This window comes from Georgenia satyanarayanai (assembly GCF_023715365.1).
Taxonomy (GTDB): domain Bacteria; phylum Actinomycetota; class Actinomycetes; order Actinomycetales; family Actinomycetaceae; genus Oceanitalea; species Oceanitalea satyanarayanai_B.
The window spans coordinates 350058-376713 of sequence record NZ_JAMBNZ010000002.1; the positions used below are offsets into that span (position 1 = coordinate 350058).

A 26656-nucleotide genomic window follows, 5' to 3' on the forward strand; every position below is an offset into this window, starting at 1 on the left:
GTCAGGCAGCCTTCTTGACCAGGCTCCGCAGCACGTACTGGAGGATGCCGCCGTTGCGGAAGTAGTCCGCCTCGCCGGGGGTGTCGATGCGCAGGACGGCGTCGAACTCGACCGTCTCGCCGCCCTCCTTCTCGGCGGTCACCTTGACCGTGCGGGGCGTGCGGCCCTCGTTGAGCTCGGTGACACCGGAGACCGAGAAGGTCTCGGAGCCGTCCAGGCCCAGGGAGTCGGCGTTCTCGCCGTCCGGGAACTGCAGCGGCAGAACGCCCATGCCGATGAGGTTGGAGCGGTGGATGCGCTCGAAGCTCTCGGCGATGACCGCCTTGATGCCGAGGAGCGTGGTGCCCTTGGCGGCCCAGTCGCGCGAGGACCCGGAGCCGTACTCCTTGCCACCGAGGACGACGAGCGGGATGCCCGCCTCCTGGTAGGCCATCGACGCGTCGAAGATCGACTCCTGCTCCCCCGAGAGGAAGTTCTTCGTGAAGCCACCCTCGACCCCGTCGAGCAGCTGGTTGCGCAGCCGGATGTTGGCGAAGGTGCCGCGGATCATGACCTCGTGGTTGCCACGGCGCGAGCCGTAGGAGTTGAAGTCCTTGCGCGCCACGCCGTGCTCGGCGAGGTAGCGGCCAGCGGGGCTGTCCGGCTTGATCGCACCGGCCGGGGAGATGTGGTCGGTGGTCACCGAGTCGCCCAGCTTGGCCAGGACGCGCGCACCGGTGATGTCCGTGACGGGCTCCGGCTCCGCGGTCATGCCCTCGAAGTACGGGGGCTTCTGGACGTAGGTCGAGTGCTCGTCCCACGCGAAGGTGTCACCCTCCGGTGTCGGGAGCTCGCGCCAGCGCTCGTCCCCGGCGAAGACGTCGGCGTAGTCCTCCTCGAACATCTCCTGGCTGACGGAGCTGGCGATGACGGCGTCGATCTCGGCCGGGCTGGGCCAGATGTCGCGCAGGAAGACGCCGTTGCCGTCCTTGTCCTGCCCGAGCGGCTCGGTCTCGAAGTCGAAGTCCATCGTCCCGGCCAGGCCGTACGCGACGACCAGCGGCGGCGAGGCGAGGTAGTTCATCTTCGCGTCCGGGTTGATGCGGCCCTCGAAGTTCCGGTTACCGGAGAGCACCGAGGCGACGGCGAGGTCGTGCTCGTTGACCACCGCGGAGATCTCCTCCGGCAGCGGGCCGGAGTTACCGATGCAGGTCGTGCAGCCATAGCCGACGAGGTGGTAGCCGAGCGCCTCGAGGTAGGGCCAGACGCCCGCCTTGTCGTAGTAGTTCGTCACGACCTGTGAGCCGGGAGCCATCGAGGTCTTGACCCAGGGCTTGGTCTCCAGGCCCTTCTCCACGGCCTTCTTCGCCAGCAGGGCGGCGCCGAGCATGACGGAGGGGTTGGAGGTGTTCGTGCACGAGGTGATCGCCGCGATGACGACGGCGCCGTGGTCGAGCTCGACGTCGGTGCCGTCCTCGAGGGTCACGCGCACCGGGTTGCTCGGGCGCTCGTAGCCGTTCGGCGGAGCGGCCGAGTGGACCGGGCGGCCCTCCTCGGAGGAGTGGCGGGTCGGGTCGGGGCTCGTCGGGTCGGACGCCGGGAAGGTGTCCATGAGCTCGTTGTCGACCTCGCTCTTGGCGATCGAGTTGCCGTTGACGACGTAGTTCTTGATGTCCGCGCGCCACTGGTCCTTGGCGTTGGTCAGCGCGATGCGGTCCTGCGGGCGCTTGGGGCCGGCGATCGAGGGCACGACCGAGGAGAGGTCGAGCTCGACGTACTCGGAGTACTGGACCTCGCGGGACGGGTCGTGCCACAGGCCCTGGGTCTTGGCGTAGGCCTCGACGAGCTGGACCTGCGCCTCCTCCCGGCCGGTGAGGCGCAGGTACTCGAGGGTGACGTCGTCGACCGGGAAGATCGACACGGTGGAGCCGAACTCCGGGCTCATGTTGCCGATGGTCGCGCGGTTGGCCAGCGGCACCGCGGCGACGCCCTCGCCATAGAACTCGACGAACTTGCCGACGACGCCGTGGTCGCGCAGCTTCTCGGTGATCGTGAGGACGACGTCGGTGGCGGTGGCGCCGTCGGGGATCTCGCCGGACAGCTTGAAGCCGACCACCTTGGGGATGAGCATGCTGATCGGCTGGCCGAGCATGGCGGCCTCGGCCTCGATGCCGCCGACGCCCCAGCCCAGCACGCCCAGGCCGTTGACCATCGGGGTGTGGGAGTCGGTGCCGACGCAGCTGTCTGGGTAGGCAGTGAGCACGGAGCCGTCCGCAGTGTCTCGGCTGCGGGTCATCACCGTGCGCGCCAGGTACTCGACGTTGACCTGGTGGACGATGCCGGTGCCCGGGGGGACGACCTTGAAGTCGTCGAAGGCGGTCTGGCCCCAGCGCAGGAACTGGTAGCGCTCCCCGTTGCGCTCGTACTCGAGCTCGACGTTCCGGGCGAAGGACTGCGCGTTGCCGAAGGAGTCGACGACGACGGAGTGGTCGATGACGAGCTCGGCCGGGGCGAGCGGGTTGATCTTCGTCGGGTCGCCGCCGAGGTCGACCATCGCCTCGCGCATCGTGGCGAGGTCGACGATGCACGGCACGCCGGTGAAGTCCTGCATGACGACGCGGGCCGGGGTGAACTGGATCTCGGTGTCCGGGTCCGCCTCGGGGTTCCACGTCGCGAGGGCGCGCACGTGCTCGGCGGTGACGTTGGCGCCGTCCTCGGTGCGCAGGAGGTTCTCGGCGAGGATCTTGAGGCTGTAGGGCAGCCGCTCCAGGCCCTCGACCGCGTCCAGGCGGTAGATCTCGTAGTCCTGCTCGCCCACCGTGAGGGTGGAGCGGGCTCCAAAGCTGTCGACGCTCACATCTGCTCCTCTTGCCGCTTCGCTGCTGCGCTTCTGTCGGTCATCGTCCCACGCGGGTGGAGCCGTCGCAGCAGCCGCCACCCACAAGTTATCTCGACATCAAGATACTTTGTCGGCCGGGTGAAGTCACGCCGAAGCTCCCGGCGCGTCGTCTCCCGCTCAGCTCGCGCGGGGCTCGAGCACCGCGACGCACTCGACGTGGTGGGTGTGGGGGAAGAGGTCGTAGCCGGTGAGGGCGGTGACCTCGTACCCGTGGTCGACGGCGGTGCGCAGGTCGCGCGCCAGCGCCGCCGGGTCGCAGGCGACGTAGACGATCCGCCGGGGCCGCAGCTCGGTGAGCGCCGTGACGACCTCGGCCCCGGCGCGGGAGCGCGGCGGGTCCAGGACGACGGCGTCGACGCCGCTGCCCAGCCCCTCCACGACGGCGGCGGTGACGCCGGCGACGTGGAGCGTGGCCTGCGGGCTGTCGTGGAGGTTGCGACGGGCGTCCGTGACGGCGCGCGCATTGACCTCGACGGCGTCCACGCGCCCGCTCTCACCGACGGCGCGGGCGAGCGGGACGGTGAAGAGCCCGGCCCCGGAGTACAGGTCGACGACCCGCTGCCCCGGCTCGGCGCGGACGGCGGCGAGGACGGCGTCGACGAGGGCGGCGGGGGCGTCGCGGTGGACCTGCCAGAACCCGGTGGCGTCGACGCGGTAGGAGAGGTCCCCGACGGCGGTGGCGACGCGCTCGTGCACGGCCACCCGGGCCGGAGCGCCGGCGTCGCGGCGTCCTCGGCGCCGGCGGGGACCGCGCGTGGCAGCGAGCGAGCCGGCGGGGTCGGCGAGGTCGACGAGCCTGCCGTCGGCGAGGACGACGACGGGCCCGTCGCTCGGCGCGACGACGTCGAGCCGGGTGCCGGGCCGCACGCCGTCCCAGCGGCCGCGGGCGAAGAGCTCCGCGTCGGCGATGGCCGGCACGGCAAGCGGCATGTGCTCGAGCGGCACGACGTCGTGGGTGCGGTGGCGGTACATGCCCGGCCGGGAGGCGGCGTCGAGCACGAGGTCGATGCGCGTGCGGGTGCCCAGGCCCTCGCGCGCGTCGTCCTCGCCGAGGGGCTCGACGACGACCGGGCCGAGGTGGTCGAGCTCGAGGTGGCCGATGCGGCGCAGCGTGTCGCGCACGACCTCCGTCTTCCAGCGGCGCTGGCCCGCCAGGGCGAGGTGCGCCAGCTCTCCCCCACCGACCCCGCCGGGGCCGGCCTCCGGCCAGCGGCTCGGGACGCGGTCCGGGGAGGCCTCGTGGACGGCGACGGCGTCCCCCCGCCAGAACTTGCGACCCTCGCCGACGTCGGTGAGACGCACGTCGACGACCTCGCCGGGGGCGGAGTGGCGCACGAAGACGACGCGGCCCTCGACGCGGGCCACGCAGTGCCCGCCGTGGGCGGGCGGGCCGACGCTGACCCCGGTCAGGACGTCCATGGGTACTCAGCTCTCCTCGGTGGGCCAGGGGACGGTGGTGACGACGGTGCCGGGCAGGGCGAGCAGCCGCGTGCGCAGCCGCTGCGGTCCGCTGCCGAGCAGGAGCCGGCGCCACCAGCGCCTGGCGGTGGTCTCGGGCAGGTAGACGACGGCGAGCCCGTCCGGCTCCGCGCGGCGGGCGGCGGCGACGTGTGCGACCACCCCCGCGCCGGTGTCGCCGGAGGGTGCGGCGAGCTCGACGAGCGCGACGGGCAGGTCCAGCGCGGCCCACTGCCGGCGCAGGGACGCCGCGGCGTCCTCGTCGACCGGCACCGTGAGCGCCTCGACGGAGGTGGCCCGCATCGCCCGCGCGCAGGTGATTGCCCGCACGGCGGGCCGGTCGAGCTCGGTGACGACGACGAAGGCGCGCACGACCGTCGGCAGCGGCCGGTCCTGGGAAACGTGGTCCAGGGCCAGGCGCGCGCGCAGCTCGCGGTCGTGTCGGCTCACACCCCACATCATCGCCGACCCGGCTGCGACGGCGACGAGCGCGGGCCAGCCACGGGGCATGGCGAGGAGGAGCAGGGCGGCGGACATGCCCGTCCCGATCCCCGTCAGCGCCCGGGCGCGGCGCGCGGTGCGGCGGCCGGCGGGCCGGTAGAGGATCTCGAGCCGGCGCCGCCACTCGCGCCGTCCGGCGTGCAGGGCGAGGAGGGCCAGGAGCAGGACGGCGACGGCGTAGCACGCGACGAGCCGCCACGGCTGCCCGCCTCCGAGGAGGACGACGGCGACCGCCGCCCCGGCCACTGCGGTGCTGAGCCGGCGTCCGGCCGCACCGGCGGGCCAGCCGCGGCTCGCGGGCCACGTCGCGGGCGGGCGCGGCAGGCCGGACAGGGCACTCGTGCCCGCGGCGAGCAACCCGCCGGCGAGGACGACGGCGACCCACGGCTCCGCCCAGCCGCCCAGGCCCGCGTCCGTGACGGCGAGCAGCAGGACCTCGTCGCCGAGCGCGAGGCCGCCGCCGACGAGCGCGAGGACAAGCACGACGGCCGCTCCGGCGGTCGCGGCGCGCGGCAGCCCGCGCCGGCGGGTGACGAGGAGTGCGGGCTGGAGCACCGCGCCGGTGAGGGCCACGGCGCCGCCCACCGCGAGCAGCTGCGTGAGCGCCGAGCGGCCGAGCCCGCTGCGGACCGGGGGCCCCGGCGGGCCGCCGCCCGCGGCCGCCCCGGCACCCGCGGCGACGACCACGGCGAGGACGACGGCGGCGAGGACGCCGAGCCCGGCCGTCACCCGCCGTCGGTCCGGTGGTGCGACGGCGAGCCGCGCCACGAGGGCGAGCGCGACGAGGACGGCCGCCAGGAGTGGGCGCGGCAGGGCCAGGCCGGTGGTGACGAGGAGCTCGGCCGCGGCGGCCGCCGACGCGGCGAGGAGGAGGACACGCTCGACGAGCAGCGCGGGCATGCGCACCCCGTCCGCTCCGCGCGGGGCGTCCTCGGGCAGCTGCGCGAGGGCGAGGAGGATCACGCCGAGCGCCCCGACCGTCCCGAGCACCGCCCACCGGGCGAGCTCGTCCGCGAGCATGCCCAGGCCGGTGACACTCGCCGCGGCGGGCGCCGCGAGGGCCACGAGCGCCGCGGCCGGCGCCGGGTGGCGCTGCCTGCCGCGGGGCCGGGCGAGGAGTGCCCGGTGGAAAGCCGCGGGGTCGAGGGTCACGGAAGGTCATGCTAGGCCCGTACGCGGTAGCGTGCCGACGTGCACTTCGTCATCATGGGCTGCGGCCGCGTGGGGTCCTCCCTCGCCGTCCAGCTCGAGGAGCAGGGCCACTCGGTGGCCGTCCTCGACCAGAACCCCGACGCCTTCCGTCGGCTGCCCGACGACTTCTCCGGGCAGCGCGTCACCGGCCTCGGCTTCGACCGCGACGCCCTGTCGCAGACCGGGATCGAGGAGGCCTACGGCTTCGCCGCCGTCTCCAGCGGCGACAACTCCAACATCCTCGCGGCCCGCGTGGCCCGTGAGACGTTCGGGGTGGGCAGCGTCGTCGCCCGGATCTACGACCCCCGGCGCGCCGAGGTCTACGAGCGCCTCGGCATTCCCACCGTGGCCACCGTGCGCTGGACCGCCGACCAGGTCCTGCGGCGCCTGCTCCCCGCCGGTGCCACGGCCGACTACCGCGACGCCTCCGGTCGCGTGTCCCTCCTCCAGCTCGATGTCCACAGCGGCTGGGTGGGACGCCCGCTCGTCGACCTCGAGGTGGCGTCCGGGGCACGGGCGGCCTTCCTCACCCGCCGCGGCTCGGGTCTGCTGCCCGACGCCGGCACGGTCCTCCAGGATGGTGACCTCCTCCACGTGCTCGCGGTGACCGAGGGCGTCGAGCAGGTCCAGCGGGTGCTGTCCGCGCCCCCGCGCGAGGAGGAGGTCTGATGCGCGTCGTCATCGCCGGGGCCGGCAGCGTGGGCCGGTCCATCGCCCGTGAGCTCCTCTCCCACGGCCACTCCGTCACCCTCGTCGACCGTCAGCCCGCCGCCATGCGCATCGCCTCGGTGGCCGACGCCGAGTGGCAGCTCGCCGACGCGTGCGAGATCTCCAGCCTCGCGGAGGCCGGGGTGGACGCCTGCGACGTCGTCGTCGCCGCGACCGGCGACGACAAGGCGAACCTCGTCATCTCCCTGCTCGCCAAGACCGAGTTCGGGGTGCCGCGCGTCGTCGCACGGGTCAACAACCCGAAGAACGAGTGGATGTTCGACTCCGCGTGGGGCGTGGACGTCCAGGTCTCCACGCCGCGGATCATGACGGCCCTCGTCGAGGAGGCCGTCACCGTCGGCGACCTCGTGCGGATCTTCTCCTTCCACGGCTCGGACACGAGCCTGCACGAGGTGACGCTCGCGCCCGGCTCGGCCGTCGCCGGCCGCACGGTCCGGGAGCTCGACTGGGGCCCGGGGTGCTTCCTCTCGGCCATCATCCGGGCGGGTGAACCCGTGCCGCCGGACCCGGACGAGCGGGTGCTCGCCGGGGACCGGCTCGTCCTCGTGCTCAGTGAGCGGGCTGACCCGGCTGCGCTGCAGCGCCTGGTCGCTCCCGCACCAGCAACCACGTGACCCACAGGGCCAGGGCCCACAGCGGGACACCCATGACGAGGCGGGCGGTGCCCAGCCACGCCGTCGACGCGTCGAGGTAGAGCGGCAGCTGGACCGCCAGGCGCGCGACGAAGAGGCCGATCCACAACCAGGTCGCGGCGGTGTAGCGGCGCAGGCGCGGGCGCTGCTCGGGGTCGGTGCGCCAGGCGAAGCCCTCCTGACGCAGGAGGGCGACGACGACGCCGACGAGCGGCCACCGCACGACGGTGCTGACGAGCAGGCCGGCCCCGTAGACGGCGTTGGTCCACAGGCCCAGGGCAAAGTAGTCCTGCGCCTCGCCCGAGCGCCACGCCCACAGGACGCCGATGACGACGCCGACCACCCCGCCGAGCGCCTGGGTGACCGGCGTGCCGCCGACGAGCCGGGCGACGACGAGGACGACCGCGACGGCGAGCGACGCGACGAGCGGGGGCACGAGCTCCTGGCCCGCGACGAGATAGACGACGACGAAGACGAGCCCGGGGGCCACCGACTCGACGAGGCCGCGGACACCACCGACGGCGTCCGCCACGGAGAAGTCCTCCCCGGCGAGCTGGCTCATCCGTGAGCGGGTCACCGCCTCGGCGACGACCTCTGGTGCGCTGTCGGGCGCGCCGCCCGGGTCGGTGGGGCCGGTGGTCATGAGTCCTCCCGCAGCAGCTGGTAGGCCGGGTTGAAGATGGTGGGCCGCAGCTCACCGGAGTGGACGACACCCTCGGCGACGAGCCGCCGGCCGGGGGTGATGCCGGGGATCTCGCGGCGGCCCAGCCACACGAGGTCGACCTCGGTGCTGCCGTCGGCGAGCCGCCCGACGAGCCCCACGGGGGACCCCGCGGGACGGTAGGTGACGGCCACGAGGACACCGTCGACGCGGGTGCGCCGGCGGCTGAGGGCCTCGGGCACGGACAGGCTCACGTCCCTCAGCGGATCTCGGTGATCTCGGGACCGCGGGCGAGCGGGTCGAAGGAGGTCGTCGGGGTCTCCTCCGCCGTCGTCCCCGCGCTCGCCTTGCCGGGCACGCGGAGCATGAGGACGTCGCGCGGCGGGCGGGCCTCCTGCCCGCGGACGACGACGACGTCGGCGAAGAGCTCCTCGAGCTCGGTGGCGGCGTCGGGGTCGACGGCGGCGCGTCCGCTGAGGACGCCGCGGAGGAACCAGCGGGGCCCGTCGGCGCCGATGAAGCGCGCGGGGCGGTGGCCCGTGCGGCCGTCCTGGGCGGTGACGGGCAGCCGCGCGAGGATCTCGCGGCCGAAGGGGCCGTCGACCTCGTCGGCGGTGCCACCCTGCTTCTCGACCGAGGCGATGATCTCGGGGCGCAGGTCGGCCCACAGCCCGCCGGAGCGGGGGGCGGCGAAGGCCTGGAGCTGGAGCGCGGAGCCGGACACGGACAGGCTGGTGGCCACGACCTGCCGAGTGCGCTTGTCCATCTCCATCCGCAGCTTGAGGCCGGGGCGGGCGGGGACGCGCAGCGCGCCGAGGTCGAGGCGCTGACCGAGCTCGGGGACGTCGGCGACGTCCCAGGGGCCGCGGCCCGTGGGGGCGGTCGCGGCGTCGTCTGCCGTGGCGTCGTCGGGCGGTGCGTCGGTCTTGGCCGGCGCGGTCTCGTCGCCCTTGCGGCGTCGTGAGAAGAGCCCCATCAGTTCTCGCCTCCTGCTCCGGTGGCCGTCCAGCCACCCGTTGACCCCAGCCCGCCCGTGCCGCGTAGCGACTCCGGCAGGTCCTGCACCTCGGTGAACCGGGCCTGCGCGACGCGCTGCACGACGAGCTGCGCCACGCGGTCGCCGCGTGCGATCCGCACCGTCTCCCGGAGGTCGGTGTTGAGGAGGATCACCTTGACCTCACCCCGGAACCCAGCATCTACGGTACCCGGCGCGTTGACGACCGTGACACCGTGCCGCGCGGCCAGCCCGGAGCGGGGGTGGACGAAGGCCGCCCAGCCCTCGGGGAGCGCGATCGCCACGCCCGTGGGGACCACCGCCCGCTCCCCCGGCGCCAGCTCGACGCCGTGGCGGGCGTGGAGGTCGGCCCCGGCGTCCCCGGGGTGGGCGTATGACGGTGCCGGCAGGTCCGGGTCGAGCCGGACGAGCGGGACGTCGACGTAGTCACTCACGCCCGCGACTGTACTGACCCGGCCGCGCGGCCCCAACCACCGTCCACCTCGCCGGCCACGGCATGCAGGCCGGCCGACCGACGAGAACGACGGCACGGGCGGGGTGGGAGAGTGGTGCCGTGGACTCCGTCATCTTCTCCGAGCGCCTGCACCCCCGTCCGGTCAACCTCGCGCTCGGCGCGCTCGCCGGTGCGGCGGTCGGCGTGCTCGTGTGGCCCTTCAGCGCCACGGCCGGCTACGTCATCGGGGTGCTGGCGGCGGTCGCCGTCGTCGGCGCGCTGCTCGTCAGCTCGCCGCGGGTCGTCGTCGACCTCGGGGACGAGGAGCTCGGCACGGGTCCGGTGCTGCACGCCGCGAACGCACGAATCGGCGTCGTGCACCTCGGGAGGACCGAGGTGCTCGACGCCGATGCGATGGTTGCGGCCATGGGCCCGCAGGCCGATGCTCGCGCCTTTGTCTGCCAGCGCGCGTGGGTGCGGCAGGGCCTGCGTGTGGAGGTCGTCGACCCGCAAGACCCGACGCCCTACTGGCTCGTGGCCAGCCGGCGTCCTGCCGAGCTGGCCGCGGCCCTGGGACGGGCAGGTCAGGCGGCGCACTCCGAGCAGACGAGCTGGCCGCCGTCCTCGTAGGCGAGCTGGCTGCGGTGGTGCACGAGGAAGCACCGCGAGCAGGTGAACTCGTCGGCCTGGCGCGGCAGCACCCGGACGGAGAGCTCCTCGTTGCTGAGGTCGGCACCCGGGAGCTCGAAGCCCTCGGCGGCCTCCGCCTCGTCCTCGTCGACCGAGGGAGAGCTCTTCTCGGCCCGCCGGGCCTTGAGCTCCTCGATCGAGTCCTCGGAGAGGTCCTCCTCGTTCTTGCGAGGCGCGTCGTAGTCGGTCGCCATGTAGACGTCACGCTCCGGTTCGTCTAGTTGTGTCAGGGGCACGGCTCGTGCCGTACCTCAGGAACGTCGAGAGCCCCGTGTTGTTCCCGCGGCACCCGGATTGTGCACCATGAGTCGGTCCGCCGTCGCGGTCGGGCCCGCACCAAGGCCTGAGTTTCCGCCGCGATCCGCGCGTTGTCGAGTGCAGAGCTCCCCGCGGTGTGACCGGAATCTCTCGGCCGGCGGGCCGTTCAGCGCAGGACGGGACGCACGACGGCGAGGAGCGCCTGCACGAGCGCGGCCGGGCCCGCGACCGTCACGCCCTCGACGCCCTCCCCCACCCGCTCGACGACGCCGCCGGCCTCGGTGACGACGAGCGCGCCCGCTGCCATGTCCCAGGGGTTGAGGTAGCGCTCGAAGAAGACGTCCATGGCGCCGGCGGCGACGAGGCACAGGTCCATCGCGGCCGACCCGAGGCGGCGGATGTCCCGGACCTCGGGCAGGACCGCGGCGAGCACCTGCGCCTGCCCGGCGCGGCGGTCGGCGGTGTAGGCGAAACCTGTCCCGACGAGCGCCGTGGCGAGCTGCGGCGGCGAGCCGATGGCGATCGGCTCGCCGTCGGCGTACGCACCACCGCCGCGCGCCGCGGTCCACGTCTGCCCGGTGGCGGGGGCGTGGACGGCGCCGGCGAGCAGCCCCCAGGCAAAGGGGTCCTCCCCCTCCGCGCGAGCGACGGCAATGCTCACCGAGTAGGCGGGCAGGCCGTAGACGAAGTTCGTCGTCCCGTCGATGGGGTCGACCACCCAGACGAGGCCGGAGGAGCCGTCCTGCCAGCCCTCCTCCTCCCCGAGCACACCGTCGTCCGGGCGCAGCTCGGCGAGGCGGCGGCGGATGAGCGCCTCGGCCGCCTGGTCCACCTCGGTGACGAGGTCGACGCCGCTGCTCTTGGTCGCGGCCACGGCGACCGACCCACCGAGGGCCTCACGGACGAGGTCGCCGGCCTCGCGGGCAACGGTCTCGGCGATTCCCATGAGCTCCTGGCTGACGGCGGTGGTATCGGTCATGGTGTCCTCCCTGGGCGGCTCGGGTGGGCCGTGCCACGCCGGGGAACCTCCCCGGTCCGGCGGCCGCACTGGTCCATGCTGACAGGACCCTGGCGAACACACCGGCGGGAATCCGGCATCCGGGCCGCGAGCGGTGGCACCCTCGACCCATACCTCGAAGGGGGACGACATGCTAGAGCTCGAACTCGTCGGGCTGCACAGCGACGGCGAGCACCTCACGCTCGCCGGTCCGGACGGCCAGCGCTACCGCCTGCTGGTCGACGACGCGCTGCGTGCTGCCGTCCGGCGCGACCGGCCCCAGCTCGAACAGATCCGCGCCGGCGCAGGGTTGCGGCCCAAGGAGATCCAGGCGCGCATCCGCGCCGGCGCCACGGCCGTGGAGGTCGCGGAGGCCGCCGGTCTGCCCGTGGAGCACGTCCAACGCTACGAGGGCCCCGTCCTCGCCGAGCGCAGCTGGGTGGTCGACCAGGCGCGCCGCTTCACCGTCGGCCGCGCCGAGGACTCCCCCTCGCTGGGCGACCTCGTCCTGGACCGGCTGGCCACTCGCGGGGTGCGCGCACCGGAGATCGAGTGGGACGCCGTCCGCGGCCAGGACCGCTCATGGGAGCTCATCGCCCGCTTCACCGCCGGCGACAAGCACCGCGAGGCCCGCTGGGAGGTCGACATGGCCGCCCGCACCACGCACGCGCTGGACGACGAGGGCCGCTGGCTCTCCGAGACCGAGGTGACCCCCGCCAGCGCCTCGCGCCGTCACCTCATGCCGGTGCGGCTCTACGACATCGAGGCCGACGGCGACCTCGGCCCGGCCCTCGCGGCGGTCGACGCCGACCTCACCGACGCCGAGCCGGAGGATGACCTCGGCTACGGCGACCTGCCGGCCGCGAGCACCGACGACCTCCTCGCGGAGCTGCGCGCCACGCGTGGCACCCGCCCCGAGCTGGAGCCGGTCGAGGACGACGACGACTGGGGGCTGCCCCCGGCCGCCCATCCGCCGGCCTCACGGGCGCACGAAGCGGTCGACGCCCAGGTGCTGCCCATGCCGCGTGACGCCCGTCCCGCCGTCGTGGAGGAGCAGGAGCCTGCGCCGTCCACGCCGCCTGCTGCCCCGCCCGCCCCGCCGAGGTCCGAGGAGCCGGCCCAGCCCCGGACGGGTGAGGGTCAGGGCCGCCGGGCCGCACAGGCACCGGCGCAGCGTGGTGAGGGCGAGGCCAAGGACGCGAAGCGACGCTCGAGCCGCGGACGCCGCGCAAGCGTGCCGAGCTGGGACGAGATCGTCTTCGGCGCCAAGCCCGAGTAGCCGGCCGTCGGCGGCCCCAGGCGCCCGCACCCGGGCCCGCCGCTGATCTGCGCACAAGTCGGCGACACGCGCCCGACACGCCGGGACAGGTGCCGCCCAGCCCGCCTCCCGGCAGACGTGTGCGCAGTTCACGCGCAGCCGCCGGCGCAGCCGCCGGCGACCTCACGCGGCCAGCAGGCCGGCGCACCGGCGCTCAGCCCAGGGGCAGGGTCTCCGGGCTGAGCTCGGCCGCACCGGCGACGGCGGCGGTCTCCCGGCGCACGTGGTGGCGGCGGCACAGCACCTCGTAGCCCACGCCGCCGGCCGGCTCAGGCTCCGCCGCGGTGTCCCCGACGACGACCTGCTCGCCCACGGTCACCATGCGCCCGTCCACGGTGCGCGCGTTGTGCGTCGCGCGGCGCCCGCACCAGCACAGCGACTGGACCTGGAGCTGCTCGACGCGGTCGGCGAGCTCGAGCAACCGGGCAGAGCCGGGGAAGAGCCGGGTACGGAAGTCGGTGGTGATGCCGAAGGCGAAGACGTCCACGCCCATGTCGTCGACGAGCCGGGCCAGCTGCTCGACCTGCGCGACGCTGTAGAACTGCGCCTCGTCGCACACGAGGTAGTCCACGCGCTCGCCGTGGGTGCGCCGGCTGACGACCTCCTGCCAGAAGTCCGTCGCGTCGTCGGCCTCGACGGCGGCGACGGCCAGGCCGAGGCGGGAGGAGAGCACGCCGCTGCCAGCACGGTCGTTCCGGCTGAAGATGAGGCCGCTCAGCCCGCGGCGGCGGTAGTTGTGGTCGATCTGCAGGGCGAGGGTGGACTTGCCGGAGTCCATCGTGCCGGCGAAGAAGGCGAGCTCGGCCACCTCACACCACCACCCGCACGAGCGGGATCTCCAGCTCGCCGGGGGTGAGCGAGCCGTGGACGCCCACGAGCGCGATCGACGACGGCGTCTGCGTGCGGGAGTCGACGACGGCGCGCGTCCCCCGGGTCGCGACGACGACGTCACCGACGGTCGTGCGGTGCCGTTCGCTCAGCGGACCGAACAGGCCGACCTCCTCCGCCTCCTCGCGCAGCAGCACCCAGGCGGTGTCCCCGAGCACGTCCCGCCAGCGCCCCGCGACGTCCGCGGCGGCCCCGGGCTCGGTGTGGACGTGGACGGCGCGCGGCTCCCCCGCGATGAGCGCGACGTCGCGGTCGAGCTCCGGGGTCGTCGCGACGTCGATGCGCGAGTCGAGGCCGAGGTCCACCATGCCGTGGTCGGCGGTGACGAGCAGGAGAGTGCCCTTGGGCAGCTGCCGGGCGAGCCGAGAGATCTCGGCGTCGACGAGCTCGACGGCCTCGCCCCACTGCCAGGAGCCCCAGCCGTGCTGATGGCCCATCTTGTCGACGTCGCCCCAGTAGAGGTAGACGAGGTCGGTGCCGCGGGTGCGGAGCAGCGAGCAGGTCGCGTCCACGCGGTCGGCCATCGAGTCGGCGGCGACGAAGCGCGGGCCGCGCAGCGCGGCCTCGGTGAGCCCGGAGCCGACGAAGCGGGCCGGGCCGACGCTCGCCACGCGCCGTCCCCACGACTCGGTGCCGAGCTGTTCGACGAGGGTGGGCTCGGGCTGCCACTGCCGCGGCGAGACCGTCGCGTCCTCCCAGCTGATGAGGTTGAGCAGCGAGCCGTCGGCGTCGTTGCGGACCGTGTAGCCGAGCATGCCGGTCTGGCCGGGCGGGCAGCCGGTACCGAACATCGTGAGGCTGGCTGCAGTCGTCGACGGGTAGCCGCTCGTGAGGGTGAGGCCGTCGGCCAGCTGGCGGCGCAGGAACGGGGCGTGCCCGCCGCGCTCGGCGAGCATGCGGGCGCCGAGGCCGTCGACGAGGACGACGCACACCTTGCGGGCCCGCGGCAGGCCCAGGGCCTCGCGGTCGTCGGCGGAGCTGCGGCCCGCGCTCGTCGTCGCGGCTCCGACGGCGTCGAGGGCGGCGGGGAGCACGGCGCGCAGCCCCGCGCCGTCGTAGTCGGGCAGGCGCAGGTCGGGGGGCAGCTCGGTCACGGCGACGACACCGTCGCGGCGGACAGCGCCCGCGCGAAGGCCAGCGCCTGCTCCAGCGCCGCGGCACCCTCCGCCTGTGCGCTCACGCGCACGACGACGTCCTCGGGGGTGAGCAGGCCGGTGTAGCCGTGGTCGGCCTCGCAGTCGGGGTCGCTGCAGCCGGCGGGCGCGAGGTCGACCTGCTGGGCCCCGCCCCAGGTGACCGCGATGGTGAGGTCGTCCGAGCGCAGGCCGCCGTGGGTGCCGGCCGGGTCGCTCACGCCGTGGGTGAGGGCGACGGAGGAGATGCGGTCGATCGGCACCGCCTCGGTGGTCGCGGCGGCCGAGGGCACCTCGTCGCCCGGGACGTCGTCGACGTGCGCCATGACGAGCCGGGTCGGCGTCAGGGCGAGGGCGGTGAGGTGGCGGCGCACCTCCCGGGAGTCGAAGGTCGTCTCGGGGTGCACAAGGTAGGCCCGGACCTCCTCGCCGGCGAGCGCGATGTCGAGAACACCCTGCACGAGCCGCGGGTAGTAGCCGGCGCGGTCCAGGTCTGCTCGGAGGCGGGACTGCAGGTCGTTCGTCACGTTGCGGCGATCCACGGCTCCATCTTGACACCACTTGCGCCCACCCCGGGCAGGACGCGTCGTCCGCTGTCGGCCCGCCCGGGCGGCGCGACCTCGACGACGGCGCTGAGGAGGGCCGCGCCCCGACGCCCGACGAGCACCGGGTTGAGAAGGATCTGACGCACCTCGGGCAGGTCGTCGACGAGCACGGAGACACGTGCGATGACGTTCTCCAGGGCCTTGACGTCCATGACCGGCAGGCCGCGGTGGCCGAAGAGCCGGGGCGAGGCCTTGGCCGCGCGGACCATCTGCGCGACGTCGACGTCGGTGAGCGGGGGGATCCGGTAGGAGACGTCGTCGAGGAGCTCGACGGCGTCGCCGCCCAGGCCGAAGGACACGACCGGCCCGTAGAGGTCGTCCTCGGTGCCGCGCACGACGCACGCCACCCCGGGCGGTGCCATGGCCTGGACCTCGACGCCGAGCCCGGGACGGCCGACGGCCTCGAGGTCGCGGGTCATGGCGGCCATCGCGGCGGTGAGCTCCTCGGCGGTGCGGAGGTCCAGGCGCACCCCGCCGAGGTCGGCGCGGTGGCGCAGCACCTCGTCGCGGGTCTTGAGCGCCACTGGCCAGCCGAGGTGCTGCGCGGCGGCGACCGCCTCCTCGGGGGTGTGGGCGGTGCGGGAGGGCACGAGGCCGAGCCCGTAGCAGGCGAGGAGCTCGGCGACGGCGTCGGGCGCGAGCCGAGCGATCTCGCCGGCCGCGAGCCCCTGCAGGGCCGGGGCGAGCAGCTCCCGGGCGCGCGCCGGGGCGATGCCGGTGGGGTCGACGAGCTCCCCACGGTCGGCGTCGCGCCACCGCGCGTGGGCCACCGCCCCGGCGAGCCCGGCGACGGCGTCGGCGGGGGTGGCGTAGGCCGGCACGGTGCGTCCGTCGCTGGTGAGCTCGTCGGTGAGGCCGAGGAGTCCCCGGACGGCCGCGAGGACGGGACGCCCCTCTCCCGCCGCGGCCGCGGCGAGCGCGTGCCAGACCCCGGCGTCGCCGTCGCCCAGGGGCGGCACGTGGGCGACGACGAGCGCGTCCCACGAGTCGTCCTCCCGCAGGCGGGCGAGCGCACGGGCGTAGTCCTCCCCCGTGGCGAGGGCGGGCAGCGCGCCCGAGGGCACCGGCTGGAGGCCGTGGCCGCGCGCCGCGCCGGCGATCGCGGTCGTCAGGGCACCGGAGTTGCCGAGCACCGCCGTGCGCGGCCCTCGCGGCAGCGGCTGGGAGACGAGGAGCTGGGCGAGGTCGAGCATCTCCTGGGTGGTTCGCGTGCGCATCACCCCCGCCTGGTCGAGCATCTGCGCGAGCACCCGCTGCGGCTCTCGCGTGGTGCGGACCGCGTGTCCGGGGGGCACCTGCTGGCCGGTCTGCCCGCTGAGCACGGTGATGAGCGGCACGGTGGCGCCGAGGCGCCGGGCGATGCGCGAGAACTTGCGCGGGTTGCCGATCGACTCGAGGTTGACGACGGCGGCGGTGATGCCGGGGTCGTCGTGCCAGGCCTGCATCGTGTCGTTGCCGGACACGTCGGCGCGGTTGCCCGCGGAGACGAAGCTGCGCAGCCCGATGCCGCGCTGCTGGACCGCGGACAGGAGCGCACTGCCCGCGGCGGCGGACTGACAGAACAGGGCGAGGCCGCCCTGTCCGATCCCGCGGCGGACCGTCGCGTCCAGCCGCCCCGCGGGACCGGTGGCGACGACGCCGTAGGACGCGGGACCCAGGAGCCGCATCCCGCCGGCGCGGGTGCGGCGCACGAGCTCCTCCTGCCGCTTCCGACCCGCCTCGTCCCCCTCGGCGAAGCCGCCGGACAGGACGACGACGGCGTGCACGCCCAGCGCCGCGAGCTCGGGCACCGCGGCGACGACGGCGTCCGGCTCCCCCGCGACGACCGCGAGGTCCGGGGCGGGTGCCGCCGACGCCCGCAGGTGCTCGGCGAGCGCGGTGAGGGAGTCATGGCCCTCCGTCCCGCCGTCGGACAGGCCGACGAGGTGGACGGGGCCGGTGAAGCTGCCGTCGCGGACGGTGGCGGCGGCGCGCTCGGCGAAGATCTGCTCGAGGCCGCCCAGCCCGGCGACGACGACCGAACCGGCTGCCATGAGCGTGCGCATGCTCAGCGACTCCGCGTGCTGCTCCCGCTCGGCCATGACGCCCCAGGAGCGGCCGGTCTCCTCGATGTGGAACTCCACGCGCAGCACGCCGTCGTCCAGCTCCTGGTGGACGTCGTAGCCGGCGTCACGGAAGACGCGGATCATCCGGGCGTTGGCGGGCAGCACCTCGGCGGTGAAGCGCACGACACCGCGCTCGCGGCCCGCGGCGGCGAGGTGCTCGAGAAGCACCGATCCCAGACCGCGGCCGTGCTCGGAGTCGGCGACGTAGAAGGCGACCTCGGCGACCTCGTGGTCCACGCGGTCGTAGCGGCCCACGGCGAGGATGTCTGGCCCGCTCGTGAGGACGAGGGCGACGCGGTCGTCGTGGTCCACGTGGGTGAAGCGGTGCAGGTCGCGCTCGCTGAGCCGCTCCATCGGCGCGAAGAAGCGGTAGTACTGCGAGAGCGGTGACTGCCGCTGGTGCATGGCCTGGAGCGCGGGCGCGTCCTGCGGCCGGATCGGGCGGATGTGCATGGGGATTCCGTCGCGCAGCACGACGTCGGCCTCCCAGTGCGCGGGGTACGGGGGCGCCTCCTCGCTCATGGGCCCAACCTACCCGCCGGGTCCGACACGGGCCCGGACACGGCGGGGACAGTGCACGGACCGGTGCCCGTGTCGGGGGACAATGGGCGGCATGCCACGCCGCAGCACCCCTCCGCCTCCCATGCAGGAGCAGATCGTCGACATCGACGTCTCCAGCGAGATGCAGGGCTCGTTCCTCGAGTACGCGTACTCGGTCATCTACTCGCGTGCGCTGCCCGACGCGCGCGACGGGCTCAAGCCCGTGCAGCGGCGGATCCTCTACATGATGGACGACATGGGCCTGCGCCCGGACCGCGGGCACGTGAAGTCCGCACGCGTCGTCGGCGAGGTCATGGGCAAGCTCCACCCCCACGGCGACACCGCGATCTACGACGCGCTCGTGCGCCTGGCCCAGGACTTCTCCCTCCGGGTGCCGCTCGTGGACGGCCACGGCAACTTCGGCTCGCTCGACGACGGCCCCGCAGCCCCCCGCTACACCGAGGCGCGCCTCACCCCGGCGGCGCTGCTCATGACGGCGGACCTCGGCGAGGACGTCGTCGACTTCGTCCCGAACTACGACAACCAGCTGACCCAGCCCTCGGTGCTGCCCGCCGCGATGCCGAACCTGCTCGTCAACGGCGCGTCGGGCATCGCCGTCGGCATGGCGACGAACATGGCGCCGCACAACCTCGTCGAGGTGATCGCCGCGGCGCGCCACCTCATCGCGCAGCCGGACGCGACGCTCGAGGAGCTCATGCGCTTCGTGCCCGGGCCCGACCTGCCCTCCGGCGGCAAGATCGTCGGGCTCGACGGCATCCGGGACGCCTACGCCACCGGCCGCGGGTCCTTCCGCACCCGTGCCACCACCCACCTGGAGAACGTCACCGCGCGCCGCAAGGCCATCGTCGTCACCGAGCTGCCCTACCAGGTGGGCGTGGAGCGGGTGCTCGAGAAGATCAAGGAGGCTGCGGACGCCAAGAAGCTCCAGGGCGTGGCCGACGCGTCGGACTACACCGACCGCGCGCACGGCCTGCGGCTGGTCATCGAGATCAAGAACGGGTTCAACCCCGAGGCCGTCCTCGAGCAGCTCTACCGCTTCACCCCGATGGAGGACTCCTTCGGGATCAACAACGTCGCGCTCGTCGACGGGCAGCCGCAGACCCTGGGCCTGCGCGAGCTGCTGTCGGTCTACGTCCAGCACCGCCTGCAGGTGGTCCGTCGCCGCACCGAGCACCGGTTGGCCAAGCGCATCGAGCGCGCGCACCTCGTGGCCGGCCTGCTCGTCGCGATCGCCGACATCGACGAGGTCATCGCCGTCATCCGCTCGTCGGACGACGCCGACGCCGCGCGCCAGCGGCTCATGCTGGTCTTCGACCTGTCCGAGCCGCAGGCCGACTACATCCTCGCGCTGCGCCTGCGCCGCCTCACGAGGTTCTCCCGCCTCGAGCTGGAGGCGGAGCGAGACGCACTGGCCCGCGAGATCGAGGAGCTGCAGCGGATTCTCGCCGACGAGGCGCTCCTGCGGCAGGTCGTGAGCGACGAGCTCGCCGAGGTCGCCGCCACCCACGGCACCCCCCGGCGCACCGTGCTCCTCGAGCACGCCGGCGGCCCGGCCACCGGCTCGGCGGCCTCCGCCCGCCGTACCGGCACGAGCGTGCCGCTCGAAATCCCTGACGAGCCGTGCTGGGTGGCGCTCTCCGGGACCGGGCTGCTCGCGCGCAGCGCGCAGGAGCCGCCGCGCCTGGGCCCGCGCGTCGCGCACGACGCCATCGCCGCCGCCGTCCCGGCCCGCACCCGCGGCGACGTGGGCGCCGTGCTGAGCAGCGGCCGCTGCGTGCGACTGTCGGTCCTCGACGCCCCCGCGCTGCCGCCCACCGACTCCGCACCCGGCCTGTCCGGCGGCGCGCCCGTCGGCGAGCTGCTCCAGCTCGAGCCGGGAGAGCGCGTCGTGGGCCTGACCCGCCTCGACGACGACGCCCCGCCCCTTGCCCTGGCCACCGCCGCCGGCACCGTCAAGCGGGTGAGCCCGGCCGACCGTCCCGGCAAGGGCGACGCGTGGGAGCTCATCTCCCTCAAGCCGGGTGACGCCGTCGTCGGGGCCGCGCACGCGCCCGAGGAGCACCGCCTCGTCCTCGTGACCACCGAGGCGCACCTCCTCCACTTCGCGGCGTCCGCGGTCCGGCCGCAGGGGCGCGGCGCGGGCGGCATGGCGGGGGTGAAGATGCCCGAGGACGCGCGCGTCGTCGCCTTCGGCGTCGTCCACCCCGACGACGTCTCCCGCAGCCTCGTCGTCACGGTCGCCGGATCGTCCACGGCCCTCCCCGGGACGACGCCGGGCAGCGCGAAGGTCACGCCCTTCGACCGCTTCCCCGGCAAGGGCCGCGCCACCGGCGGCGTCCGCGCGCAGCGCTTCCTGCGCGGCGAGGACACCCTGACGACGGCATGGGTGGGCCTCGAGCCCATCCGTGCGGTCGGCGCGGGTGGTCAGCCGGTCGACCTGCCCGAGGTCGACGAGCGCCGCGACGGCTCCGGCCGACCGCTCCCGGCCCCCGTCACCGCCGTCGGCTGACCCCACGCCCGAGCTCGCGCCCCCCAGCGCCGACAGCTGACTTATGACCCGCGCCCCGCCGCCGACAGCCCACGTGTTACTGGACCCCAACGCCCACGTTGGCGCCGACGCTGCAATGCCGTGGGGGCGAGCTGGCGCTGGCGCCACTGGCCGCCACCACCGTCTCTGGCCAGGCCATCCCGACTCCCACGGCGGCGACGTCCCGGAACAACTCAGCTGTCGGCGAGGGGGGCGCGAAGGGCGAGGGGGGCGCGAAGGGCGCGGGAGCGCGAAGGGCGCGGGGACGCGTCAGACGGAGCGGGTGAACATGAGCGAGTGGCGCGTGGGCTCGTAGCCGAGCTGACCGAAGAGGCCGAAGTCCCCGCCCGGCGCCGGTGAGTCGACGCCGAGGCCGGCGTACTCCATGCCGTCCGCGGCGTAGGCGCGCATCGCGGTGACGAGCAGCGCCGTGGCCACTCGCATCCCACGCCACTCCTCACGGACGCCGAGGATCTCGGTGTAGCCCTCGGTCCAGCCCTGCGCCTGCCAGTCGCCCTCGTAGCGTCCGGACATGAGGTAGCCCGCCACGCGCGCACGGTCGCTCGTGCGGTCCAGGGCGATGAAGCTCCACTGCGGCGCGAAGTAGGTGCGACCCTGCACCCACGTCTCGCGGGTGTGCTGCTCCCCGCCCCACTGGTCCTTGAAGGCGTCGTTGTGGGCCCGGCGGACGGCGTCGTCCAGGGCTGGGTCCCACGGCTCGATGGTGACCTTGCCCTTGGGCTGGACGTCGGGCAGCGGGAGGCGGAGGTCCCGGCGCATCTCGGTGTACCAGCGGGTGGGGACGAAGCCGGCCAGGCGCAGCATGGTCTGCGCGTGGGTCATGTTGTCCTCGACGTGGACGACGGCCAGGGCGCTGCCCTGTCCGGCGGCGTCGAGGATGACGCGGGCGGCGCGCAGCTGCCAGTCCAGGAGGGTCGCGCCGATCCCGCGGCTGCGCCACCCAGGGTCCACGCCGCCGTCGCACAGCACCCGGTAGGTGCCGGCCGTGGGCCGCACCCGCACGATCGCGTAGGCCCGGGGCACGCCGTCGAGGTCGATGCCGATGGCCTTGGCCGTCCCGGCGTCCGCGCCGACCGCGACGAAGGTCTCCGCGGACTCCTCAAGGGTGGTCCGGTAGGGCGGGTCGTCGTGCTCCTCGATCCGGCTCAGCAGCTCGACGAGCGCGGCGTTCCTCTCCAGGGTCAGCCACTGCCAACGGAGGTCGTGCCCCTGCGGCAGTCCGACGCCGGCGCGGTCCGCACCGGCGCCTGGCGCCGGGGCGCGGGTGACGCCGTCGTAGTCCTCGAGCATGGTCCGACGATACGTGGTCACCGCGTCGCGGCCTACCGGCGACACGATCGAGCGCGACGCGTCACACCTCGATCGTGTAGAGGATCCGGGCGCCCTGCGGCTCGTAGCCCATGCGCTCGTAGAAGCGGTGAGCGCCGGAGGGGTTCTCCATGTCGACGTCGAGGGCCGCGACCTCGATGCCGTCGCGGTACAGGGCACCGAGGACCGCGGAGAGCAGCGCGCGCGCCACCCCGGAGCCGCGGTGCGGGCGCAGCACCCCGAGGAGCTCGGTGTAGCCCTCGGTGTGGCCAAGCGCCGCCCACTGGTGCTCGTGGCGGGCGGTGAGTGCGTAGCCCGCGACGCTGCCGGTCCCGAGGTGGACGGCGACGACGCTCCACGCCGCCTCGAGCGAACGGTGGGAGGCCGCCCAGGTGGTCTCGGCGACGGGCTGGGAGCCCCAGTGGTCCCGGAACGCCTCGTTGTGCGCGTCGCGGACGGCGTCGTCGATCTCTGCGCTCCACTGCCGGATCTCGTAGCCCTCGGGGACGTCGACGGCGGCGGGCGGCTCGGTGAGCCGCAGCCGCATCTCACGGAAGGTGCGCTTGGGGCTGAAGCCGGCCGCGGCGTACAGGCGACGGCGGTCCTCGAGGTCCTCGTCGACGTAGGCGGCGATGCGCCCGGGCAGGTTCGGGTCGAGGGTGGCGAGGATCTGGCGGGCGCGGTCGTCCTGCCAGGTCAGCAGCGCACGGCCGATGCCGCGTCCACGCCACGGCGGGTCGACCGACGCGGAGATGAACACGCGGGCGTGGGTCTCGTCACCGAGCGGTGCGTGGACGAAGGCCGCGGCGCGCAGCTCCCCCGAGCTGTCGAAGCCGCCCAGGCTGTCGGCCTTCATCCCGGTCGCCGGGCGCCCGAGGACGTCCACCACCTGGGCCCGCGCAGTGCGTAGCACCGGCTGGTCCACGGCCTCGCAGCGCCCGACGAGCGCGTGGACGGGGTCGACGTCGTCGGTGCTGAGCGGCCGCCAGGTGAGGCCGAGGTGAGGGGCGGGGACGGCGGCGTGGGCGGGAGGAGCCGCGCGGTCGGGGAGGGTGTCGGGCATGTCGGAATCCTAAAGTGCGCGTGGGGCTGTGGCGGTCCGGGGGCGCGTCAGGCGTCGATGCGATCGCGGTCGATCTGGCCGGCGCCGGCGACGATGAAGTCCTTGCGGGGGGCGACGTCGTTGCCCATGAGGAGCTCGAAGACCCGCTCGGCCTCGGCCAGCGCCTGGGCGTCGGCCATGCTCACCCGCCGCAGGGTGCGGTGGGCGGGGTCCATCGTCGTCTCGGCGAGCTGGTCGGCGTCCATCTCCCCCAGGCCCTTGTAGCGCTGGATCGGCTCCTTGTAGCGCTTGCCCTGCCTCTCGAGCTTGCGGAGCAGCTGGTGGAGCTCGGCCTCGGAGTAGGTGTAGATCTTCTCGCCCTTCTTGCCACCCGAGCCCGCGATCTCCACACGGTGGAGCGGGGGCACCGCTGCGTACACGCGGCCTGCCTCGACGAGCGGGCGCATGTACCGGAAGAACAGCGTGAGGAGGAGGGTGCGGATGTGGGCGCCGTCGACGTCGGCGTCCGTCATGAGGATGACCTTGCCGTAGCGGGCGGCGTCGAGATCGAAGGTGCGCCCGGACCCGGCGCCGATGACCTGGATGATCGAGGCGACTTCCGCGTTGCGGAGGATGTCGGCGGGCGAGGCCTTCTGGACGTTGAGAATCTTCCCGCGGATGGGCAGGAGCGCCTGGAAGTCGCTGGACCGCGCGAGCTTCGCCGTGCCGAGGGCGCTGTCGCCCTCGACGATGAACAGCTCGGAACGCTCGATGTCGTCGGTGCGGCAGTCGGCGAGCTTGGCCGGCAGCCGGGAACTCTCCAGCGCGTTCTTGCGCCGCGAGATCTCCTTGGTGAGCCGCGCCTGCACGCGGGCGCGCATCTCCCCCACGACCTTCTCCAGCACCGCGGCGGCCTGCGCCTTCTCGTCGCGCTTGGGCGAGGTGAGGATCTCGGTGAGCTGCTTGTCGACGACGTTCGCGACGATGCCCCGCACCGGCGCAGTGCCGAGGATCTCCTTGGTCTGACCCTCGAACTGCGGCTCAGGCAGGCGGACGTTGACGACGGCCGTGAGGCCGGCGAGGACGTCGTCCTTCTCGATTTTCGGGTCCTTGGCGGTGACCTTGAGGCGCCGCGAGTTCGCGTCGATCTGCTTGCGCACCGTGCGCACGAGCCCCTGCTCGAAGCCGGTGAGGTGGCTGCCGCCCTTGGGCGTGGAGATGATGTTGACGAAGGAGCGGGCCGTCGTCTCGTAGCCCTGCCCCCACCGCAGCGCGATGTCGACCTCGCAGGTGCGCTCGACCTCCTGCGGCCTCAGGTGGCCGGAGGTGTCGAGCTGCTGGACCGTCTCGGTGAAGGTGCCGCTGCCGGTGAGGTGCCAGATGTCCGAGACGGGCGGGTCGGTGGCGAGGAACTCGGTGAAGTCGACGACGCCGCCGTCGTGCCGGAAGACCTCCTCGACCGGGCCGTCCTCCCCGGGCGTGCCGGGCAGGCGCCGCTCGTCGCGGACGGTGATCGTCAGGCCCGGGACGAGGAACGTCGTCTGGCGGGCGCGGGTGACGAGCTCGTCGTAGGAGAACTGGGAGGAGGAGGGGAAGATCTGCGGGTCGGCCCAGTAGCGCACCCGGGTGCCGCTGCGCCCGCGCGGCGTCTTGCCGACAACCGCGAGCTCGCTCGCGTCGGTGAAGGGCGCGAAGGACGCCTCGGGGCCGGCGCCGGCGCGGTCGTCGTAGGTGCCCGGCTCGCCGCGGTGGAAGGTCATCCGGTAGGTCTTGCCGCCGCGGTCGACCTCGACGTCCAGGCGCGCGGACAGTGCGTTGACGACGGAGGCGCCGACGCCGTGCAGGCCGCCCGAGGCGGCGTAGGAGCTGCCGCCGAACTTACCGCCGGCGTGGAGCTTGGTAAAGACGACCTCGACGCCGCTGAGGCCCACGGAGTCGACGGTGTCGACGGGGATCCCGCGCCCGTTGTCGCGGACCTCCACGGAGCCGTCGGGGTGGAGGACGACGGCGATGGAGTCGCCGTGGCCCTCGAGCGCCTCGTCGACCGCGTTGTCGATGACCTCCCACAGGCAGTGCATGAGGCCGCGCGAGTCGGTCGAGCCGATGTACATGCCCGGACGCTTGCGGACCGCCTCCAGCCCTTCGAGGACGGAGAGGTGGCGGGCGGTGTATTGCGAGGGCGAGGCGGTCGACTTGGGAGGCACCCGGCGATCATACGAACGACTTCCCCCACTTCCGCGGACTGACCCGCGGAACCGTGCACACCAACCCCGTGAGGAGGTGATGGGGAGCACTCGGGGAAGCAGTCGCTGTCGTGCTCCCCGTCACCGGATCGCGCCACCCGGTCCGCTGGAAGCGAACGGGGCGCCGTCCCGGGGAAGTTTCCGGCGCCGACGTGGTTGTATGCAGATGTGAACGCAACGATGACCGCCCCGCTGACCGCACAGGACCGCTGCGACCGCTGCGGCGCCCAGGCGTACGTGCGCGTGGGACTGCCCGTAGGGGAGCTGCTCTTCTGCGCGCACCACGCCCGCAAGCACGCCGAGGCGCTCGAAGGGGTCGCGACCGCTATCCAGGACGAGACGCACCGTCTCACCGAGGACAACGCCCGCTGAGAGGCGCCCTCCACGACCGGCCGCAGGCGCCGGCACCCCACGGGTGCCGGCGCCTGCGCTATTTCCCGTGACGGCCGGTAGCCCGGCCCGTAGCCTCCGCGGCATGAGCACCGCACCCGCCCCCGTCGCCGGCCTGCGCTGGCGGCCCATCACCGCGCAGGACGTCCGCGTCTGGCACGAGCTCGTCCGGGCGATCGAGGCCGCCGACGACCCCGCCGAGCGCTACACCCCCGAGGACCTCCACGACGAGCTGCTCGACGGCTCGTGGAAGGACCCGGCCCGCGACAGCACCATCGGCATCGACGACGACGGCGTCCCCCGCGCCTTCGGGCACGTCCAGGTGCTCCCGGGTGACGTCCGCACGGTCCGCGCCTTCTGCTGGGGCGGGGTGCACCCGCAGTGGCGCGGCCGCGGCATCGGCCGTGAGCTGCTGGCCTGGCAGGAGCGGCTGGGGCGGGCGAAGATCGCTGCCGCACGGTCCCCCGGCCCGGGGCGCGTGCTCGTCAACGTCGATGACGGGCTCACCGCCACCGAGCGTCTCCTGGACCGGGCCGGCTTCCGGCGGCTGCGCGTCTATCTGGAGCTCACCCGCCCGCTGGACGCCGAGGTCCCCGCCACCGCCCTGCGGACGGGCCTGCGGCTCGTGCCCTACGAGCCGGCCCTCAGCGAGCCGGTCCGGCTGGCCCACAACGAGGCCTTCGCCGACCACTGGGGCAGCGAGCCCCGCGACCCGGAGAACTGGGAGCGTCAGAGCGTCGGCGGGCGCTACTTCCGCCCCATGTGGAGCTTCGTGGTCCTCGACGGCGACGACGTCGCCGGGTACAGCCTCACCTCGGCCTACGAGCAGGACTGGGCGGCGCAGGGCTACTCGGCCGGGTGGACCGACCTCCTCGGTGTCCGGCGGCCGTGGCGGCGCGCGGGCGTGGCCAGGGCCCTCCTGGCGGCGACCATGCGCGCGCTGCGGGAGGACGGGATCGAGCGGGCCGACCTCGGCGTGGACGTCGAGAACCCCAACCGGGCCCTGGACCTCTACACGGGCCTCGGCTACCGGGAGTCGCGCCGGTCCCTCGCCTACGGCAAGGACGTGTGA

Annotated in this window: 23 protein-coding genes; 7 read left to right on the forward strand and 16 right to left on the reverse strand. The window is 74.2% G+C overall.

What is annotated here, in order from left to right; genetic code table 11:
- Position 1: 1 nt before the first annotated feature.
- From M3148_RS03855 to M3148_RS03865, 3 genes are all read right to left on the reverse strand, one after another.
- Complete coding sequence (locus M3148_RS03855; protein WP_251303310.1) at positions 2–2836, reverse strand: aconitate hydratase; 2835 nt, start codon at positions 2834–2836, stop codon at positions 2–4.
- 159 nt (positions 2837–2995) lie between these two features.
- Positions 2996–4297, reverse strand: a complete 1302-nt coding sequence (locus M3148_RS03860) for a class I SAM-dependent RNA methyltransferase (RefSeq protein WP_251303311.1) — start codon at positions 4295–4297, stop codon at positions 2996–2998.
- 6 nt (positions 4298–4303) lie between these two features.
- Positions 4304–5989, reverse strand: coding sequence for a hypothetical protein (locus M3148_RS03865; RefSeq protein ID WP_251303312.1), 1686 nt, complete (start codon positions 5987–5989; stop codon positions 4304–4306).
- A 54-nt stretch (positions 5990–6043) separates the two neighbouring features.
- On the opposite strand from M3148_RS03865, the gene M3148_RS03870 reads away from it, so the two are divergent.
- Both M3148_RS03870 and M3148_RS03875 read left to right on the forward strand, forming a co-directional pair.
- On the forward strand, positions 6044–6697 hold the full coding sequence (locus M3148_RS03870) for a potassium channel family protein (protein WP_285883141.1): 654 nt from the start codon (positions 6044–6046) through the stop codon (positions 6695–6697).
- Positions 6697–7371, forward strand: coding sequence for a potassium channel family protein (locus tag M3148_RS03875; protein ID WP_251303314.1), 675 nt, complete (start codon positions 6697–6699; stop codon positions 7369–7371). Before M3148_RS03870 ends, M3148_RS03875 begins: the two co-directional genes overlap by 1 nt.
- Here M3148_RS03875 and M3148_RS03880 read toward each other — a convergent pair.
- From M3148_RS03880 to dut, 4 genes are read right to left on the reverse strand one after another with little or no spacing between them, the layout of a single operon-like run.
- The gene (locus M3148_RS03880; protein ID WP_251303315.1) at positions 7307–8032 is read right to left on the reverse strand and encodes a DUF3159 domain-containing protein; all 726 of its coding nucleotides are present in this window, start codon (positions 8030–8032) and stop codon (positions 7307–7309) included. The genes M3148_RS03875 and M3148_RS03880 overlap by 65 nt on opposite strands.
- Positions 8029–8304: a DNA-binding protein gene (locus M3148_RS03885; RefSeq protein WP_251303316.1), complete on the reverse strand. Its 276-nt coding sequence runs from the start codon at positions 8302–8304 to the stop codon at positions 8029–8031. The genes M3148_RS03880 and M3148_RS03885 overlap by 4 nt, the downstream gene beginning before the upstream one ends.
- Before the next feature lie 5 nt (positions 8305–8309).
- Positions 8310–9026, reverse strand: coding sequence for a DUF3710 domain-containing protein (locus M3148_RS03890; RefSeq protein ID WP_251303317.1), 717 nt, complete (start codon positions 9024–9026; stop codon positions 8310–8312).
- Positions 9026–9499: a dUTP diphosphatase gene (gene dut, locus M3148_RS03895; protein WP_251303318.1), complete on the reverse strand. Its 474-nt coding sequence runs from the start codon at positions 9497–9499 to the stop codon at positions 9026–9028. Before dut ends, M3148_RS03890 begins: the two co-directional genes overlap by 1 nt.
- A 119-nt stretch (positions 9500–9618) precedes the next feature.
- On the opposite strand from dut, the gene M3148_RS03900 reads away from it, so the two are divergent.
- Complete coding sequence (locus M3148_RS03900) at positions 9619–10128, forward strand: DUF3093 domain-containing protein (RefSeq protein WP_251303319.1); 510 nt, start codon at positions 9619–9621, stop codon at positions 10126–10128.
- On the opposite strand, the gene M3148_RS03905 is transcribed toward M3148_RS03900, so the two are convergent.
- A complete protein-coding gene (locus tag M3148_RS03905; protein ID WP_110850981.1) occupies positions 10083–10382 on the reverse strand; it encodes a DUF4193 domain-containing protein in 300 nt (99 codons plus the stop codon). The genes M3148_RS03900 and M3148_RS03905 overlap by 46 nt on opposite strands.
- Positions 10383–10612: 230 nt before the next feature.
- Entirely contained in the window at positions 10613–11425 is an 813-nt protein-coding gene (locus tag M3148_RS03910; protein WP_251303320.1) for an inositol monophosphatase family protein, read from the reverse strand.
- A 169-nt stretch (positions 11426–11594) separates the two neighbouring features.
- On the opposite strand from M3148_RS03910, the gene sepH reads away from it, so the two are divergent.
- A complete protein-coding gene (gene sepH / locus M3148_RS03915) occupies positions 11595–12722 on the forward strand; it encodes a septation protein SepH (RefSeq protein ID WP_251303321.1) in 1128 nt (375 codons plus the stop codon).
- Between the two features lie 193 nt (positions 12723–12915).
- Here the strand turns inward: sepH and M3148_RS03920 are convergent, their stop codons facing one another.
- The 4 genes from M3148_RS03920 to M3148_RS03935 are packed head-to-tail and all read right to left on the reverse strand — an operon-like array spanning position 12916 to position 18014.
- Positions 12916–13569: a thymidine kinase gene (locus M3148_RS03920; RefSeq protein ID WP_251303322.1), complete on the reverse strand. Its 654-nt coding sequence runs from the start codon at positions 13567–13569 to the stop codon at positions 12916–12918.
- Position 13570: 1 nt separating this feature from the next.
- On the reverse strand, positions 13571–14743 hold the full coding sequence (locus tag M3148_RS03925; RefSeq protein ID WP_251303323.1) for an alkaline phosphatase family protein: 1173 nt from the start codon (positions 14741–14743) through the stop codon (positions 13571–13573).
- Positions 14740–15324 (reverse strand): DUF5998 family protein, encoded by a 585-nt coding sequence (locus M3148_RS03930; protein WP_251303324.1) that lies wholly within the window; start codon positions 15322–15324, stop codon positions 14740–14742. The genes M3148_RS03925 and M3148_RS03930 overlap by 4 nt, the downstream gene beginning before the upstream one ends.
- On the reverse strand, positions 15306–18014 hold the full coding sequence (locus M3148_RS03935; RefSeq protein WP_251303325.1) for a GNAT family N-acetyltransferase: 2709 nt from the start codon (positions 18012–18014) through the stop codon (positions 15306–15308). Before M3148_RS03935 ends, M3148_RS03930 begins: the two co-directional genes overlap by 19 nt.
- A 91-nt stretch (positions 18015–18105) precedes the next feature.
- Here M3148_RS03935 and M3148_RS03940 point away from each other — a divergent pair, with 91 nt between their 5' ends.
- A complete protein-coding gene (locus M3148_RS03940) occupies positions 18106–20562 on the forward strand; it encodes a DNA gyrase/topoisomerase IV subunit A (protein WP_251303326.1) in 2457 nt (818 codons plus the stop codon).
- A 288-nt stretch (positions 20563–20850) separates the two neighbouring features.
- On the opposite strand, the gene M3148_RS03945 is transcribed toward M3148_RS03940, so the two are convergent.
- From M3148_RS03945 to M3148_RS03955, 3 genes are all read right to left on the reverse strand, one after another.
- Complete coding sequence (locus M3148_RS03945; RefSeq protein ID WP_251303327.1) at positions 20851–21891, reverse strand: GNAT family N-acetyltransferase; 1041 nt, start codon at positions 21889–21891, stop codon at positions 20851–20853.
- A gap of 61 nt (positions 21892–21952) precedes the next feature.
- Positions 21953–22972 carry a GNAT family N-acetyltransferase gene (locus M3148_RS03950; RefSeq protein WP_251303328.1) on the reverse strand — a complete coding sequence of 340 codons (1020 nt, stop codon included), beginning with the start codon at positions 22970–22972 and terminating at the stop codon, positions 21953–21955.
- A gap of 47 nt (positions 22973–23019) precedes the next feature.
- Entirely contained in the window at positions 23020–25155 is a 2136-nt protein-coding gene (locus tag M3148_RS03955) for a DNA gyrase/topoisomerase IV subunit B (RefSeq protein ID WP_251303329.1), read from the reverse strand.
- A 219-nt stretch (positions 25156–25374) separates the two neighbouring features.
- Here M3148_RS03955 and M3148_RS03960 point away from each other — a divergent pair, with 219 nt between their 5' ends.
- Together M3148_RS03960 and M3148_RS03965 are read left to right on the forward strand one after the other, a co-directional pair.
- A complete protein-coding gene (locus M3148_RS03960) occupies positions 25375–25566 on the forward strand; it encodes a DUF7455 domain-containing protein (protein ID WP_251303393.1) in 192 nt (63 codons plus the stop codon).
- A gap of 103 nt (positions 25567–25669) precedes the next feature.
- Positions 25670–26656 carry a GNAT family N-acetyltransferase gene (locus M3148_RS03965; protein WP_251303330.1) on the forward strand — a complete coding sequence of 329 codons (987 nt, stop codon included), beginning with the start codon at positions 25670–25672 and terminating at the stop codon, positions 26654–26656.